We start from the raw sequence: 14,402 nt of genomic DNA on the forward strand, positions 1-14,402 counted from the left end.
GCTGTGTTTATAGGTATAGATTTGGGGACAACAACCGTAAAAGCGTCTTGTTTTGACGGAACGGGAAAGCTCGTGTGTGTAAAAAAACGACAAAATATAATTTATGTTCCGCAAGCCGGCTGGGCGGAATTGGACCCGTATTTGCTTTGGAAAAACGTGCGAGAACTTTTGTGTGAAATAACCTCATGTGTAAAAGAAAAAATTCTTGCCGTAAGTTTTTCAAGTCAGGGCGAAGGCGTTGTGCCCTTGGATTCGCACTTTGTTCCGGTCGGAAATATTATTTTGTCTTACGACCGGCGTGCAAAAGCCGAAACACAAAGTTTGCGCAACCGTATTGGAGATGAACAAGTCTATGAAATTACAGGGCAAATCGTATCGTCCGTGCATACCGCTCCCAAAATCGCGTGGATTTTAAATAATCAACAGCGGTATAAAACACCGCCCGTTTTTTTTACGTGCGTCAGCGATTATATTATTTCGTGTTTCGGCTTACCGCCGTCTTCCGATTATTCTCTTGCCGCCCGGACAATGATGTTTGACGTACAAAAACTGGCGTGGTCGGATGAGATTTTAAAAATAATAGGAATAACAAAAACCCAATTGCCGCAGGTTTTTAAAGCGGGAACGCTACTGGGAAAACCGGACAAAAAGATTTGCAAGCAAACAGGATTGCCGCAAGATGTGTGCATTGTTCAAGGCGGACACGATCAGCCGTGCAACAAATACGGTTGTGCCGTTTTAGGAGAAGGGGAAGCCGCTTATTCGTTGGGAACAACGGAAACGTTGATTTGCGAAACGTCTTCATTTATGCCCGAATTGAGGAAAATCGGTCTTCCGTCTTATCCGTATGTTGCAAACAATAAATTTATTACCTTACCCGGAAATTTTACAGGCGGGAATATCATACAATGGTTTTGTTCACGATTTGCGCAAAATAAGTCTTATCAATCCGTTGTCGCTGAAATGGCGCAAGAGCCGACCAAGTTGTTGGTTTTACCGCATTTTACTTCGACCGGATCCCCTTATAACGACGATTCAAGTGCAGGGGCGGTAATCGGCTTAAATATACACACAACAAAAGGCGAGTTTTTCCGTTCTTTGGTAGAAGGCGTTACGTATGAGATTTTGCTGAATATACGGCTGTTACGCAAAAAAAGAATAAAGATAACAAAACTGGTGGCTATGGGCGGCGTAAGTCAATTCGGCACGATTATGCAGTTAAAAAGCGATGTACTCGGTTTACCGATAGAAGTTTGTCCTGTGCAGGAAACCGCATGCCGGGGTGCTGCTATGCTTGCCGCCTCGGCTCTTGATGCAGGTTTTGTTGAATCTTTTTTTAATTGTATTAAAAAGGAAAAAAGATTGTCTTTTATTCCTAAAAAAGAGTATACTCTGTTATACGATAAAAACTTCAACGCTTATAAAAAACTGTATAAAGCCGTGAAGCATGTTATTTCTTGATATAATAAGGATATGCTATTATGTCCGACGATCAAAATACGGCAGATTCGATTGTAAAAAGCCGAAAAACATTTAAGCGCAATAAAATTCTCAGCATTATAAAAAACAGCGAAAACCTTTCCCGCTTCGATTTAAAAAAAATCACCAATTACAGCATGACCACAATTCTCGGTCTTATCGATGAATTAATAGAAGAAAAGTTTCTTTGCGAAAAAGAATCCGACGACACTCGCGTGGGAAGAAAACCTTTGTGGCTGAAAATAAATCCCGATGCCGGTTATTTTATCGGAATTGAATTCAATTCGTTTAAACTTGATTGCGTGTTGATGAATTTTGACGAGCAAATTGTTTTTAGCGATAAAGTCGAATTTCCTAAAAATATTTGTGCCGAACAAGTGCTCGAAAGTATTTTTACCGTTTTAAATAAAATAAAAACGCGTTTTGCACACAATAAAATATTTGCCATTGGTATAGGTGTTCCCGGTTATTATAATTCACACACGGGCGAAGTTGTTGAATACGTGTATATTCAAGACTGGAAACACATACCTTTAAAAAATTTGATAGAAGAGCGGTACAATATCAAATGTTATATAAAAAGTAATGTTTCCGTTATGGCAGTCGGTTATAAACGCAAGTACAGCGTGGCTCATCCGGACTTACAGGATTTTTTATTCGTTTCAATCCGTAACGGCATCCGGGTAATTCCTGTTATAAATAACGAAATTTTTTTAAGCAATGAAGGCTATGCCGGACAACTCGGTCATCTTAAAATACCCAACAGCAACCGCCTTTGTTCGTGTGGAAAACACGGGTGCCTTAATTCGGAAATATCCGATGTGGGAATAAAAGTAAAACTGATAGAAGCGGTTTCTTTGGGAAAAATGCGCCAACTTTTTAACCGTGTTGAAAACGACTACAACCGCTTAACGGTAGAAAATCTGGTTTTAGCCATACAAGAAGGCGACGGTGAATCGATTGAATTTATGAAATCGCTTGCCGAATGTTTGGGTTCTGCTCTGGGTGTTGTTGTGGATATTTTAGCACCCGCGTATATTGTGCTGTACGGAAGTCTTGCGCAAGCGGGCGATGTTTTTATAGAAACCGTATATAACGCTCTATGCGAAAATTCCATAGCGGAAAATTCCAAACAATTGAAAATTTTAGCGCCGCAGCTTGATGAAAATATGGGAGCGTACGGCGCCGCATGGCTTGCTTTTGAAAAAGAATTTCCTTACATAAAAGAGCAAGTATAAGCGTTTGTAAGTGTTTAAGCAGGCCGGTTTGTGTTACACTTTTTCAAGTGCGCAGTCGATGTCTTTAAGAATGTCGTCGATGTGTTCAAGACCGCACGAAAAACGTACCAAGCCGCCGTCTATTCCCGCCGCTTTAAGCTGTTCGTCGGTCAGCTGGCGGTGTGTTGCCGAAGCGGGGTGTAAAACGCTGGTGCGTATATCCGCAACGTGAACGACATTTGAAGCAAGTTTTAGCGCGTCCATAAAACGTACTGCTGCAGCTCTACCGCCTTTTACGGTTACGCTAATAACTCCGCTTGCACCCAGCGGAAGGTATTTTTGAGCTTGACTGTAGTATGCGTCTCCGGGAAGTCCGGGGTAGCGTACCGATTCGATTTTTTTGGATGATTTAAAAAACTGTGCGACGCGCAAAGCGTTTTCGCAATAGCGCGGCATACGCACCGGCAGCGTTTCCAAGCCCAAGTTAAGTAAAAATGCAGTGTGCGCTGCCGGAAAACAGCCGAAGTCCCTCATAAGCTGCATACGAGCTTTAATAATGTATGCCGCTGTGCCGAAATCTTTTGTATAAACGACGCCATGGTAGCTTGAATCGGGTTCAACAAAGTCTTTGAATTTTCCGCTCGTTTCGTAAGCGGCTTTCCAATCGAATTTACCCGAATCGATTATAACGCCGCCGACTTGAACGGCGTGTCCGTCCAAGTATTTGGTTGTGGAGTGCACAACAATGTCGGCGCCCCATTCGATAGGGCGGCACAAAAACGGAGTTGCAAAGGTATTGTCGATAATCAAAGGGACATTGTTTGTATGCGCGATGTTCGCAAGTTTTTCTATATCACATACGGCGAGCGCGGGGTTTGCGATAGTTTCACAAAAAACAGCTTTGGTATTCGGCTTAAAAGCTTTTTGTATGGTTTGCCCGTCGCTGTCGGCATTTATCCAAATACATTCGATTCCCAGTTTTTTTAATGTAACGCCGAATAAATTAACCGTTCCGCCGTACACGGCTGCGGTTGAAATAAAACTGTCGCCCGCGCTGCATACATTTAAAATCGAAAGAAGCGTTGCCGCTTGTCCGCTTGAAGTAAGCAGTGCGCCGATGCCGTTTTCCAAAGCTGCAAGTTTTTTTTCTACCGCATCGCATGTGGGGTTTGAAATGCGCGAATACATAAATTCGGTCGGCATATCGAACAATTGAGCAATGTGTTCGGTAGAATCAAAGCGAAAAGTTGTGCTTTGTACAATGGGTAAAACTTGCGGTTCTCCATTTTTGGGAGTGTAGCCCGAATGTAAGCATTGTGTTTCTATATGCATAGCGTTCTCCTTACGCTTTACCGATTTACTGCAAGCGGTGCCAGCGTTTGTTTATAAGTCGAATTCAAGAAGCTGGCAGTTTTTAATTTTTAAATTCATAAAATCTTCAATGCTCATACTTTTAAAATACGTTGACATTATGGCGCTGATTAAACCGTGGCACACAAATAAAACGTTTTTTTCCGGTTTTCCCGACGCACTGACCGTACTGTTTGCAGTGCTCTTCTGAACTGCCGTATCGGAAAGAGCGGCTCGGTCGGCGTGAATATATTTTTTTGCAATTTCTTCTATAAAAGAATAAGAGCGCGCGGCTGCCGAAGTTAAAGATTCTCCGCCCGGAAATTTCATAAACGGACTGTTGCGTATTTTTAAAAACTCGTCGCTTTTCCAATTTTTTCCTTCAAAGCTGCCGAAATTAACTTCTTGAATCCGCTTTTCCACAACGGCTTGTATATGTAAAGCTTGTTCAATATAGCTTGCCGTTTCCCGTGCGCGTTTAAGCGGAGACACATATATAGCGCCGATATTATTTTTATCTTTGTCGCGTTCAAGCTGTTGCGCAAGAAGCTGTGCTTGCTGTCTGCCGTTTTCGGTTAACAGCGCTTCGCTTATGCCGCACACTTTTTCTTGCACGTTCCAGTCCGTTTCGCCGTGCCGTGTTATAAACAGTTTCATTTTTTTAGTATATCAAAAAAACTATTTTTTTGATATACTGATATTTACGTACCGTATTGTAGGAGAGTGTATGGCACTTTTTTTGCTGACTGTTTCTGCTGTTATTTTTTTATGTGTGCTGCTTAACAAAGTTTCGGCAAAAATCGGAATGCCCATGCTGCTTGCTTTTATTTTATTGGGTATGGTGTTCGGTGCGGACGGGATTTTTAAAATCAATTTTAACGATTATCCGTTTGCCGAAAAACTGTGTACTGTAGCGCTGGTTTTTATTATGTTTTACGGCGGGTTCGGCACTAAGTGGAGCGCGGCAAAACCGGTAGCGTTTCAAGCTTTTTTGTTGTCCACCGCAGGCGTTGTGTTTACCGCGTCTTTTACCGCACTGTTTTGCCGCTTTGTGCTGCATATCAATTGGGGCGAAAGTTTTTTAATCGGCGCGGTAACGGGGTCCACCGATGCTGCGTCTGTGTTTTACATTTTACGTTCAAAAAAACTTAACTTAAAGTATAACACCGCTTCGCTTTTGGAAGCCGAAAGCGGCAGTAACGACCCTTTGTCCTATATGCTTACGATTATCGCTTTATCACTTTTGGAAGCTAAAAGCGGAGTACAAGGAAAAAGCGTTGTATCGCATTTATACTTGGTGCTGTCTCAGCTTGTTTTCGGTGCCGCTTTCGGCTTCGGGATAGGCAAGGGCGCCTCTTTTATTTTGCGCAAATTTAAATTTGCCGAAGCAGGTTTTGATTCCGCTTTTGTTATAGGTGCCGCTGTTTCTTCTTATGCGCTTCCATCGATTATCGGGGGTAACGGTTATCTTTCCGTGTATATTGCCGGCTTGCTTTTAGGAAACAGCACAATACCCAATAAAAAAGCTTTGGTGCATTTTTTTGACGGCATAACCGGTCTTATGCAAATGTTTGTTTTCTTTTTGCTCGGATTGCTCGCCTTTCCTTCCTCAATCGCCGGTGTGCTTTTGCCGGCTCTTGCCATAGCGGCTTTTTTAACTTTTGTGTCGCGCCCTTTGGCGGTTTTTTTGCTTTTAACGCCGTCCAAATATCCGGTTCGCCAACAGTTGCTTATTTCGTGGGCGGGCTTGCGCGGCGCGGCTTCCATCGTTTTTGCCGTTATGGCGGTAACGGCGGCGGCAGCGTTTCCTTCCGGCGGCTTGCAGCACGATTTGTTTCATATTGTATTTTTTATCGTTTTGTTTTCTATTTCGCTGCAAGGCAGTTTACTGCCCTTTGCTGCGCACAAACTGCAGATGATAGACGACAACACCAACGTTTTGTACACGTTTAACGATTATCCGGACGAAACGCCCGTGCGCTTTATTCAAGTAACGCAGCCGGAAGAACACCCGTGGAACGGGCAAGCGATAAAATCGCTTGTGCTGCCGCCGGAAACTTTGCTGGTACTTATTTTACGCGGAAAAGAGCGCATTGTGCCGCGCGGCGAAACACTTATCCGAAGCGGCGATGTGCTGGTTTTAGCTGCGCAAGTGTTTGCCGGTCATTTAAACGAAAGTGATGCGGACGGCGGAGCTTTAGTGGAAACGACAATCGGAAAAAACCATGAATGGGTAGGCAAAACCCTTGCGGAAATCGGAGCGGAACACGAAAAAACTTTTATCGTATTAATAAAACGCAACAGCCGCTTGATTATTCCCAAAGGAAGCACGCGCATTGCTGCAGGAGATATTCTTGCCGTAGAACAAAACGGCTAAGTTTTAATCGTTTGGACGCACATAAAAACGCCCCAAAATTTGCTTGGAGTGAACAACGTTTATAAAAGCGGCAGGGTCGGCTTTTTTTATTTTGGGAACAAGTTTTCGCACTTCGTCTCCGGAAACAACCGAATATACCAAATCTCTTTCGGTGTGGTTATAGCAGCCTTCGCCGTGAAAAACCGTTGCGCTGTGATGGGTGTTTATTCTGATAGCTTCAAAAACTTCTTGGGTTTGTGTAGTAATGACGAATAAGGTCATTTTTTGGTACCGGCGGTACAAGTAATTTAAAAGCTGTGTAGTTGTAAATTGAAATAAAATCGAATACAACGCTTTTTCCCAACCGAAAATATAACCGGCAACGCCGAGGACGACAATATTGCCGAGTAAAATATAGTTCCATGCGTCTTTTTTGTATTTTTCGGAAATAAAAATTGCTATAAAATCCGTTCCTCCGCTGGTCGCTCCTGCAAATAAACATAAACTTATGGCAAGCGCATTGATAAGCCCGCCGAATACTGCAGATAACAGTATATCATCGGTGATGGGGTAGTCCGGAAAAACGTCGGTTAATAAACTCGATAAAATAATCATTAAAACCGAATACAGCGTATACCGTTTGCCTATAAAGCGGAAACTAATTGCTGCCGGAACCGCATTTAAAGCGAAATTAATAAAACTGTAGGGTATTGTTTTTCCGAAAAAATGCAGCATAATTTGCTGAATAAGCAAGGTTAAACCGGTAAAACCTCCGGGCAGCAAATTACCTGCGTGTACAAACGTTTTTACGTTTGCGGCAAATAAAACCGCCGCTATGCAAATCAATAAAAGGCGTTTGACATTTTTTTTAATAGTGCATGTGTTTTGACCGACCATAAATCTCCCGTTATCTGTAAACTAAAAGCCGCGGTTAGCCGGAATGCGCAGCATAAAAGCGGAACAGTTCGGGGTACCAGCGGTTTAAGGTTTCGTTGGTACCGTTATACAGTTCGTGGTTTGCGTTTAAGCACAGTGCCAGTTGTGCGCTCGGAATTTGTTCGGCAAAAAAAGTTTGTCCTGCAAGTTCAACTGTATCGTCTTTTTCGGCTTGAAAAACGATGAGCGGTTCGGTAATTGAAGCAAGCGCGCTTTTTTTAAAAATCCGTTTTATCGCTTTTAAAGATTCATCCAGCCATGCAAAAGTCGCCCCCCATGTTTGAAGCCGTTTGTCTTCCTTTCGTTTGTTGTAGTGGTACATAAAACGGTTTTCGCTGCACGTTGCCTTTTTTCTTTCGGGAAAAGTATAGCTTGCCGGATATGCATGGTGTCCTAAAACATAGCATTTTGCACCGCCTGTATACCGTAGGGTTTTTATAAACAGTTTTCCCGCCCACAGCGGAATGCCGTTGAGCGACAAATCAAACATGGGCGAGCACAAGGCTGCCGCATTGAAAAAATGCGGATGCTGTTGTAAAAAAAGCGCGCCGACGGCACCGCCCATAGAGTGGGCAAGTAAAAAAAGCGGGAGCGGTTTTTGCGTTTGTGCCGGATTGTCCGTCTGTGTAAGCCGGGTAAGCGGTTTTGCAAGTACGTTTGCTGCATAAAACGCGTCTTGTACATAAGTTTGAAAGCTGCGGATATGTACTTTGTTCGTGTCGCCGATTTGACGGCTTGAAAAGCCGTGCCCGGAAAAATCAAACCGGCAGACGGCATAGTTTTGTTTTAAAAGATAATAGGTAAGTTCATCGAATTTGGCACAAAATTCGCAAAATCCGTGAAACAGTACGACGACGGCGCGGTAAGACGCGTTTCCATTTGTACGCGGTACAAATGTTTCACCGTACAGTTCACTGCCGTGTGTCGTTTTAAGCGTGTATGTTTTTTTTAATTTTTGCAAAAAAGGTACGACAATTTGTTCCATTTGTTTGCTGAATTCTTTTTCGTCCAGCGGAACAAAATCGGGATACGAATCGGCTTTGTCGAGTATATGCTTTTCCATAAATGTCCTTGATTTTACCAGCTTCCGGAAGCACCGCCGCCGCCGAAACCTCCGCCCCCTCCGGAAAATCCTCCAAAGCCGCTGCCCGAACTTCCGCCGCCTTTAAAATCGTCAAAACCGCCGGAAAACCTGCCTGAAGACGAGCGCAAAAAAGAGGATAAAAGAGAGGCTGCGGCAACATCCCGTACCATGCGCCGTGCGCCGTACGGATCGTGTGCAAACGAGCGCCGCCGTGCATGACCGTATATTAAACTGAGCATAAGCATAATTAAAAAGAATAAAATGCTTGCCGTTTTTCCGGCTTCTTCCGACTCATCCGTTTCGATGCCGGAGGCAAGGATGTCATCGTTTTCATCGATAGAAAAGCCTTCGCTTTTTGCAGCAAGATTCACCATTGTTTGAATGGCACCGATAATGCCTTTGCCGTATTCTCCGTTTCTAAAAGCGGGCGCAATTATATTCCGTATAATTAAACCGCATTGAGCGTCGGTTAATGTGCTTTCCAAACCGTAGCCGACTTCGATGCGCACTTTATGTTCTTTGAGTGCAACTACAACGATGGCTCCATTGTCTTTGCCTTGCTGTCCCAATTTCCATTTTTCAGCTGCTTTGATGGAAAAACTTTCTATGTCTTCGCCATCGAGACCGGTTACCGTTAAAATTGCGATTTGTATGCCGGTTTTTCGGTTAAGTTCGCCGAGGTAGCGGATTAAGTTTTCTTTTTCTTCTGTGTTTAAAAGGCGGGCATAATCGTTTACCGGAGTATCGAGGGCCGGAACGGACAGTGCAAAGCTCGGAAAGACAAAAAACAAAAATGCTGCCGTGTAAATAAGTGCACGTACCGGCAGGCATATAAAACGCACGTGTCCAAAAAAACGTTTCATTCACCTGCCTCCAAAACAACGAGGCTGTTGTTTAATTCATCGATGTTATTATCCGGTGCGGGAAAGTGCGATGCTAAAAGATCGCCGCAGTTTTCTATTGTTTGTATTAAAGCTTTTGCTGCCGCAGACGGTATATAAGTTTCCGGCGATGCGTACGTAAAATCCGGCTTTTGTGCTGCAAGCTTTGTTTGTTCCCCGCCGGACGGCAGTTGAACTCCGCCGTGCGCAGCATTTTTTTTGTTTTTGCGCTTGCCGAAGCCGGCTGCTAACTGCGAAGCAAGGTTGTTCCATTGTTGTTGAGCGACTTTTGCATGCACGCCGCGGTCGGCTATAATACAAGCTTCGCGTTCTAAAAGCGAAATAAAAATTAAAATACCCGAGTGATCTTTTGTTTCGTATACGCCGCTTTCTGCAAAAAAGCGCAAAGCCCGGCGGTACACGGCTTCTTTTCGATATCGGGCAGGGACAATCATACGGTCAACGGCGGGAATGTTTGCGCATAAAAAAAACAGTGCGGTGCAAACAAAAATAAGCAATGCCGAAAAAGCGCTTACAAAACGGACGGAAAGCGTTGTCCACAGCAAACGCTCAAAAGTTGCGGTAACCGTTTTGGAAAAAAATATAAAAATTGCAAAAACCGCCGCCGAAAAAATCAACGCGCACAATAACTCCCAAAAAGAATAGGTATGACTTGCCGGCGTAATTGCGACGACGATTTCTCCGCTTGTGTTTTGTTCGGCTTTAACGATTGCTTGAGCAACCGCTTGTTCGTCTTGTTCCGTAAACCCCGCTTTTTTTAGTATGCGCCGGCGGCGGTCGGCACTGTTTGGCGGCATTAAAACGAAACCGCCGGAGCGGAAGAGGCTTTTTCGTCAGCAGAAAAATATGCTTTTGCAGTAAAGCCGCCCATGTTTGCAACGATGTTTTGGGGAAACATTCTGATAGTTTTATTGTATTGTTGAACGCTTTCGTTAAAGCGTTTGCGTTCAACCGCTATGCGGTTTTCGGTACCTTCAAGCTGGTTTTGCAAAGCTAAAAACTGTTCATTTGCTTTTAATTCAGGGTAATTTTCGCTTATCGACAGCAAGCGCTGCAATGCTCCGCCCAATGAATTTTGCGCTTCTTGAAACCGTGCGATCGCTTTTTTGTCGGATAAAAGGTTTTCATCCATGTGCATAACGCCGCCGGCTTGCGCGCGCGCTTGAGAAACTTCTGTAAAAACCGTGCTTTCGTGTGCAGCGTAACCTTTCACCGTTGCGACCAAATTGGGAATAAGATCCAAGCGGCGCTGATATTGATTTTCAACTTGCGCCCATTGACTTTTTATCTGTTCATCCATAGATACTATGGAGTTGAACGTACCCGTGTAAAAACTGCATGTTCCCAAACCGATAAGTACTAAAATACCGATAACGGCAAGCGCAATTATTCCGCCTTTTTTCATCTTATCCCCCGAAAGTCACAGATAAGCTATCCTAGCTTTTTTTGTCCGTATTGTCAAACCGTGATAAGCGCGGTAGGATGGGTTATGCGCTATATACCGCTGAAAGTATTTGAAAACAAAAAAGCTGTTGAAAACGATACAAACGCAGTACATTCTTCCGGCGTCTCCCGCTTAAACGTGTGGGGAAGAACCGGCTGCCGCACAGACGGACAAAAGCGGCTGGATCCGTTGGTACTGTTTTGGACGGCAAGCGGCTTTGACTGTCTTTTTTGCGGTATGCAATTGTGGGCAGATGTGGAATGCGATTATAAACGCTACCGTCCGTATGTAAGCGTGTGGATAAACGGTGTTCAAGTTATCCGCTATGCCCCCGAAAAAGGGAGAAGCCGGTTGTGTTTGTTTAAAGCTGCACCCTGTGCTGCAAGCGGAAAAGAAAGCTGCGCCGTTAAAAGTTGCGGCACGCAGGGCGTGCACATTCGCTTTCTTAAAGATTCCCAAGCTATGGCAGGGGACTTTGTGCACCGCTTGTGCGTGCACGGTTTTTATATCGGCGATGACGACTTTTTTGAAGACGGTTTTGCCGGGGACAGCGAAAACTGTGCCGAATTTGTTGAAAAAGCATATCTTAAAAAACTTTTTTTGCCGTTGCCTAAAAAAAAGCTGATGTTTGAATTTGTCGGCGACAGTATAACAAGCGGAGAAGGGCTTGAACAACATGTTCATACAAAAACGTGGTCGCCGGAAAAACAAGGTTTACGCGGGCATTTTGCTTTGCTGCTTGCCCAGCGTTTTAACGCCGATATTTCCGTTTTGGCGCAAAGCGGGTGGGGGCTTACGACAGGCTGGAACAACGACCCTGCGTGTGTAATGCCGCCGGTTTATACAAAGGTGTGTGCGCTTGCAAAAGGTACAAAAAACAAAATCTCCGGAGCCGATGAGGAATGGGATTTTTCTAAACGCAGCGCGGATGCTGTTTTTATTAACTTGGGCACAAACGATGAGTTTGCATTGGATCAGCCTGCGTGGCAAGACCCTGTTTTGCTTCGCGAGTATAAATTAACGCGCGGTATTGATGAAGATCGCATACAAAAAACGTTGATTTCTTTTATACGCACAATCAGGCAGTGCAACAGGAGCGCGCTTGTTTTTGTGTGCTACGGTATGGTGCTTACGGGTTTTACCGATGTATTTGAAGCTGCCGTCTGCCGGTATTGCGGTGAAACGCAGGATAGAAATGTTTTTTTTGTACGCTTGCCTGCGGTGGACAAAGAAGACGCTTTATCCGGCGGACATCCGGGACCGATATGCCATAAACGCGCAGCCGATGTTTTAACCGAAGAATTAAACAAACACCTTAGTCAAGGAAATTTTTTCCCGATTGGTTTACCTCACGGACAAGGGGTGTAAGGTTTTCGTAAGGAAACAGCGCGTGAGCTTTGTCCAAGTCGGTTTTACACTCTTTTTCTTTTTTTTGTGCAAAAAATATTTGAGAACGGTATAAAAGAGCAAAAAAAAGTTCGGCATTGTTTTGTGCGCTTTCAATACCTTTTGACGCTTCTTCAAATGCCGCTTTATAGCCTCCGCCTGCAATGGGCGGTGCAAAAAAAAGCCACAAAGAATACGAAGTGTGTGCGGGCGAAAAATTTTTGTCTTGGTGCAATGCTGCTTCGTACAGTTTTTTTGCGTACATCGATTCGTTTAAAGCTTCTTTTTTTTGTAAAAATCGCAGCCGTCGAATTTTTATATCGGCAAAGGAAACTAAAAAAGCTTTGTCGAGCTGTTTCAATTTTTTATTTGCAACAAATTGAGTGCACGTGTCGTTGCGTTCGTTTAAAACCGCAAGGATTTTTTCGTCAAGGTCGGGTGTTGCATAAAAAAAGTTTGTCCGTTCGATTGCAAGTACGTTTTCTGCTGCAAGTAATTTTTCTTTGCTCATTTGAGCTTTTATTTTTTTTATGTTTTCATCGTATTTTGCAACCAGTTTGCCGCACGCGGCAAAAGTTTTTTGCGAATAAATACTTATTTTTATTTCAGATAAATCTTCAAAAATATTTTTTGCATAAGTGTTGTGCACCGCAAAGCAAAATAAAAATACGCTCGCCGAGTATATACAGGTTTTTACACAAAGTTTGTATTTTTTTTCACTTGCTGCAGCTTTTTGTAAGCTCATTGTTGTATAGCCTCCGCTTACAGTATCGGCATTTTTCCCCGTGGGAAGAATAGTGCCGTTTTCCAGGTAACCAAAGTTCTTTTGTTGGTAACCTTGGTTCTTTTTGCCGTATAAGCGCGGTAAAAATGGACAAAAGAGTAAAAATGTAGCATCATATTCTTATATGCATATAAGGAGATTTTCAAGATGAAAACAAGCAACAAGAACAAGGCATTTACCTTGACACACACCAGAGCCGCGGTACTCATCATAACCGCACTTATTGCAATAACACTTATATTTACCGGCTGTCCGAATAACGCGGGCGGCAGTCCCACACTGCCTGCTCCTACTCCAAAATACACCGTAACCTTCAACGTAGCCGACGGAAACGGCACGCTTAAAGCAACAGTAGACGGCAGCGAAATCAGCTCGGGCAACAATGTAGAGCGAGGCAAAAGCGTAACCTTTACGGCAAAGCCTGATGACGGCTGGCAAGTAGCCGGGTGGACGGGCGTAACTGCAACACCGCCTAATAGCACAACCGTAACACTTTCTAACGTAACCGGTGCTGCAAACGTAACGGTAAAGTTTAAGTTTGCCGACAAAACCTACACGGTAGACGGCGTAAGCTTTACGATGAGTATCATTGATACGGTAACGGACAAGACTGTAGGACACAGAAATAAGCAAAATAACAAACCGCACACGGTAAGCCTTTCCGCCTACCGGATCGGAGAGACCGAAGTAACACAGGAACTGTGGCAGGCAGTGAAGGGTACTAATCCGAGTCAGTTTCAGGGAGCCGGAGAGGAGCCTGCAAGCGGTGAAGTACAAAAAAAGCGCCCGGTAGAGAATGTAAGTTGGTATGACTGTATAGCGTTTTGCAATGAGCTTACCAAGAAAGTGAATAAAGGCTCTGACAACGAGTGCGTATACACGGTTGACGGTCATACCTACGGCACGACCGATGCAGCAGCAAAAAAAGTACCTGTTATGGACATGAGTAAAAAAGGCTTCCGATTACCCACCGAAGCCGAATGGGAATGGGCAGCTATGGGCGGCACTGAGGACAAATGGGCAGGAACGGATGAAGAAGACAAAGTTGGTGAGTATGCATGGTACGATGAAAACAGCGGAAATAAAACCCACGAAGTAAAGAAAAAGCTGCCGAACGGCTACGGGCTTTACGACATGAGCGGGAATGTATGGGAATGGTGCTGGGACTGGTATAGCTCCACTACACCTACCGGCGGGCAGGATCCAACCGGGGATGCTTCCGGTTCTGCCCGCGTCTTACGCAGCGGCAGCTTGATCGTCTACGCAGAGATCGTCGCTCGTGCCCATCGGAGATACAATGACCCGGACTATCGCAACGGCAGTCTTGGCTTGCGTTTGGCTTGCCGCCCCTAGAGCTCACACAATCGGTGTGAACCGTCCCTATCGTGTACGGTAGTACAAATGATGAAGCGCTACTTCTTAAAACGACACATCTTGTAGTTTCGCGGCAAAAAGTATAAGATA

The 14,402-nt window shown here is 44.2% G+C and carries 13 protein-coding genes; 5 read left to right on the top strand and 8 right to left on the bottom strand.

Annotation, left to right across the window (positions count from 1 at the left end; genetic code table 11):
• Nucleotides 1–3: 3 nt before the first annotated feature.
• Both HMPREF9193_RS01245 and HMPREF9193_RS01250 read left to right on the top strand, forming a co-directional pair.
• Complete coding sequence (locus HMPREF9193_RS01245; protein ID WP_021686224.1) at nt 4–1,461, top strand: FGGY-family carbohydrate kinase; 1,458 nt, start codon at nt 4–6, stop codon at nt 1,459–1,461.
• 20 nt (nt 1,462–1,481) lie between these two features.
• Complete coding sequence (locus HMPREF9193_RS01250; RefSeq protein ID WP_021686225.1) at nt 1,482–2,717, top strand: ROK family protein; 1,236 nt, start codon at nt 1,482–1,484, stop codon at nt 2,715–2,717.
• A 33-nt stretch (nt 2,718–2,750) separates the two neighbouring features.
• Here HMPREF9193_RS01250 and HMPREF9193_RS01255 read toward each other — a convergent pair whose 3' ends face one another.
• Both HMPREF9193_RS01255 and HMPREF9193_RS01260 read right to left on the bottom strand, forming a co-directional pair.
• Nucleotides 2,751–4,028: an O-acetylhomoserine aminocarboxypropyltransferase/cysteine synthase family protein gene (locus HMPREF9193_RS01255; RefSeq protein ID WP_021686226.1), complete on the bottom strand. Its 1,278-nt coding sequence runs from the start codon at nt 4,026–4,028 to the stop codon at nt 2,751–2,753.
• Nucleotides 4,029–4,079: 51 nt separating this feature from the next.
• Complete coding sequence (locus HMPREF9193_RS01260) at nt 4,080–4,703, bottom strand: histidine phosphatase family protein (protein WP_021686227.1); 624 nt, start codon at nt 4,701–4,703, stop codon at nt 4,080–4,082.
• A 70-nt stretch (nt 4,704–4,773) separates the two neighbouring features.
• Between HMPREF9193_RS01260 and HMPREF9193_RS01265 the strand changes: the two genes are divergently transcribed.
• A complete protein-coding gene (locus HMPREF9193_RS01265) occupies nt 4,774–6,423 on the top strand; it encodes a potassium/proton antiporter (RefSeq protein ID WP_021686228.1) in 1,650 nt (549 codons plus the stop codon).
• Nucleotides 6,424–6,426: 3 nt separating this feature from the next.
• Here the strand turns inward: HMPREF9193_RS01265 and HMPREF9193_RS01270 are convergent, their stop codons facing one another.
• Genes HMPREF9193_RS01270 through HMPREF9193_RS01290 form a run of 5 tightly spaced genes read right to left on the bottom strand, consistent with a single transcriptional unit; the run spans nt 6,427 to nt 10,729 of the window.
• Nucleotides 6,427–7,299 (bottom strand): YitT family protein, encoded by an 873-nt coding sequence (locus HMPREF9193_RS01270; protein ID WP_021686229.1) that lies wholly within the window; start codon nt 7,297–7,299, stop codon nt 6,427–6,429.
• Between the two features lie 34 nt (nt 7,300–7,333).
• Entirely contained in the window at nt 7,334–8,401 is a 1,068-nt protein-coding gene (locus tag HMPREF9193_RS01275; RefSeq protein WP_021686230.1) for an alpha/beta fold hydrolase, read from the bottom strand.
• A 14-nt stretch (nt 8,402–8,415) separates the two neighbouring features.
• A complete protein-coding gene (locus tag HMPREF9193_RS01280; RefSeq protein WP_021686231.1) occupies nt 8,416–9,285 on the bottom strand; it encodes a TPM domain-containing protein in 870 nt (289 codons plus the stop codon).
• Nucleotides 9,282–10,121: a TPM domain-containing protein gene (locus tag HMPREF9193_RS01285; RefSeq protein ID WP_021686232.1), complete on the bottom strand. Its 840-nt coding sequence runs from the start codon at nt 10,119–10,121 to the stop codon at nt 9,282–9,284. Before HMPREF9193_RS01285 ends, HMPREF9193_RS01280 begins: the two co-directional genes overlap by 4 nt.
• Complete coding sequence (locus HMPREF9193_RS01290; RefSeq protein ID WP_021686233.1) at nt 10,121–10,729, bottom strand: LemA family protein; 609 nt, start codon at nt 10,727–10,729, stop codon at nt 10,121–10,123. The genes HMPREF9193_RS01285 and HMPREF9193_RS01290 overlap by 1 nt, the downstream gene beginning before the upstream one ends.
• Nucleotides 10,730–10,813: 84 nt before the next feature.
• Here HMPREF9193_RS01290 and HMPREF9193_RS01295 point away from each other — a divergent pair, with 84 nt between their 5' ends.
• Complete coding sequence (locus HMPREF9193_RS01295) at nt 10,814–12,136, top strand: GDSL-type esterase/lipase family protein (RefSeq protein ID WP_021686234.1); 1,323 nt, start codon at nt 10,814–10,816, stop codon at nt 12,134–12,136.
• Here the strand turns inward: HMPREF9193_RS01295 and HMPREF9193_RS01300 are convergent.
• Nucleotides 12,084–12,899: a hypothetical protein gene (locus HMPREF9193_RS01300; RefSeq protein WP_021686235.1), complete on the bottom strand. Its 816-nt coding sequence runs from the start codon at nt 12,897–12,899 to the stop codon at nt 12,084–12,086. The genes HMPREF9193_RS01295 and HMPREF9193_RS01300 overlap by 53 nt on opposite strands.
• Before the next feature lie 186 nt (nt 12,900–13,085).
• Between HMPREF9193_RS01300 and HMPREF9193_RS01305 the strand changes: the two genes are divergently transcribed.
• Complete coding sequence (locus tag HMPREF9193_RS01305; protein ID WP_021686236.1) at nt 13,086–14,291, top strand: SUMF1/EgtB/PvdO family nonheme iron enzyme; 1,206 nt, start codon at nt 13,086–13,088, stop codon at nt 14,289–14,291.
• The last annotated feature ends 111 nt before the right edge of the window (nt 14,292–14,402 follow it).

The sequence above is a fragment of the Treponema lecithinolyticum ATCC 700332 genome (assembly GCA_000468055.1).
GTDB classification, from domain to species: domain Bacteria; phylum Spirochaetota; class Spirochaetia; order Treponematales; family Treponemataceae; genus Treponema_C; species Treponema_C lecithinolyticum.

What these genes read in the sequence shown, in the direction of transcription:
- HMPREF9193_RS01250 (WP_021686225.1), top strand. Translation starts at nt 1,482, where the DNA reads ATGTCCGACGATCAAAATACGGCAGATTCGATTGTAAAAAGCCGAAAA.
- HMPREF9193_RS01255 (WP_021686226.1), bottom strand. Translation starts at nt 4,028, where the DNA reads ATGCATATAGAAACACAATGCTTACATTCGGGCTACACTCCCAAAAAT.
- HMPREF9193_RS01260 (WP_021686227.1), bottom strand. Translation starts at nt 4,703, where the DNA reads ATGAAACTGTTTATAACACGGCACGGCGAAACGGACTGGAACGTGCAA.
- HMPREF9193_RS01265 (WP_021686228.1), top strand. Translation starts at nt 4,774, where the DNA reads ATGGCACTTTTTTTGCTGACTGTTTCTGCTGTTATTTTTTTATGTGTG.
- HMPREF9193_RS01270 (WP_021686229.1), bottom strand. Translation starts at nt 7,299, where the DNA reads ATGGTCGGTCAAAACACATGCACTATTAAAAAAAATGTCAAACGCCTT.
- HMPREF9193_RS01275 (WP_021686230.1), bottom strand. Translation starts at nt 8,401, where the DNA reads ATGGAAAAGCATATACTCGACAAAGCCGATTCGTATCCCGATTTTGTT.
- HMPREF9193_RS01280 (WP_021686231.1), bottom strand. Translation starts at nt 9,285, where the DNA reads ATGAAACGTTTTTTTGGACACGTGCGTTTTATATGCCTGCCGGTACGT.
- HMPREF9193_RS01285 (WP_021686232.1), bottom strand. Translation starts at nt 10,121, where the DNA reads ATGCCGCCAAACAGTGCCGACCGCCGCCGGCGCATACTAAAAAAAGCG.
- HMPREF9193_RS01290 (WP_021686233.1), bottom strand. Translation starts at nt 10,729, where the DNA reads ATGAAAAAAGGCGGAATAATTGCGCTTGCCGTTATCGGTATTTTAGTA.
- HMPREF9193_RS01295 (WP_021686234.1), top strand. Translation starts at nt 10,814, where the DNA reads ATGCGCTATATACCGCTGAAAGTATTTGAAAACAAAAAAGCTGTTGAA.
- HMPREF9193_RS01300 (WP_021686235.1), bottom strand. Translation starts at nt 12,899, where the DNA reads ATGAGCTTACAAAAAGCTGCAGCAAGTGAAAAAAAATACAAACTTTGT.
- HMPREF9193_RS01305 (WP_021686236.1), top strand. Translation starts at nt 13,086, where the DNA reads ATGAAAACAAGCAACAAGAACAAGGCATTTACCTTGACACACACCAGA.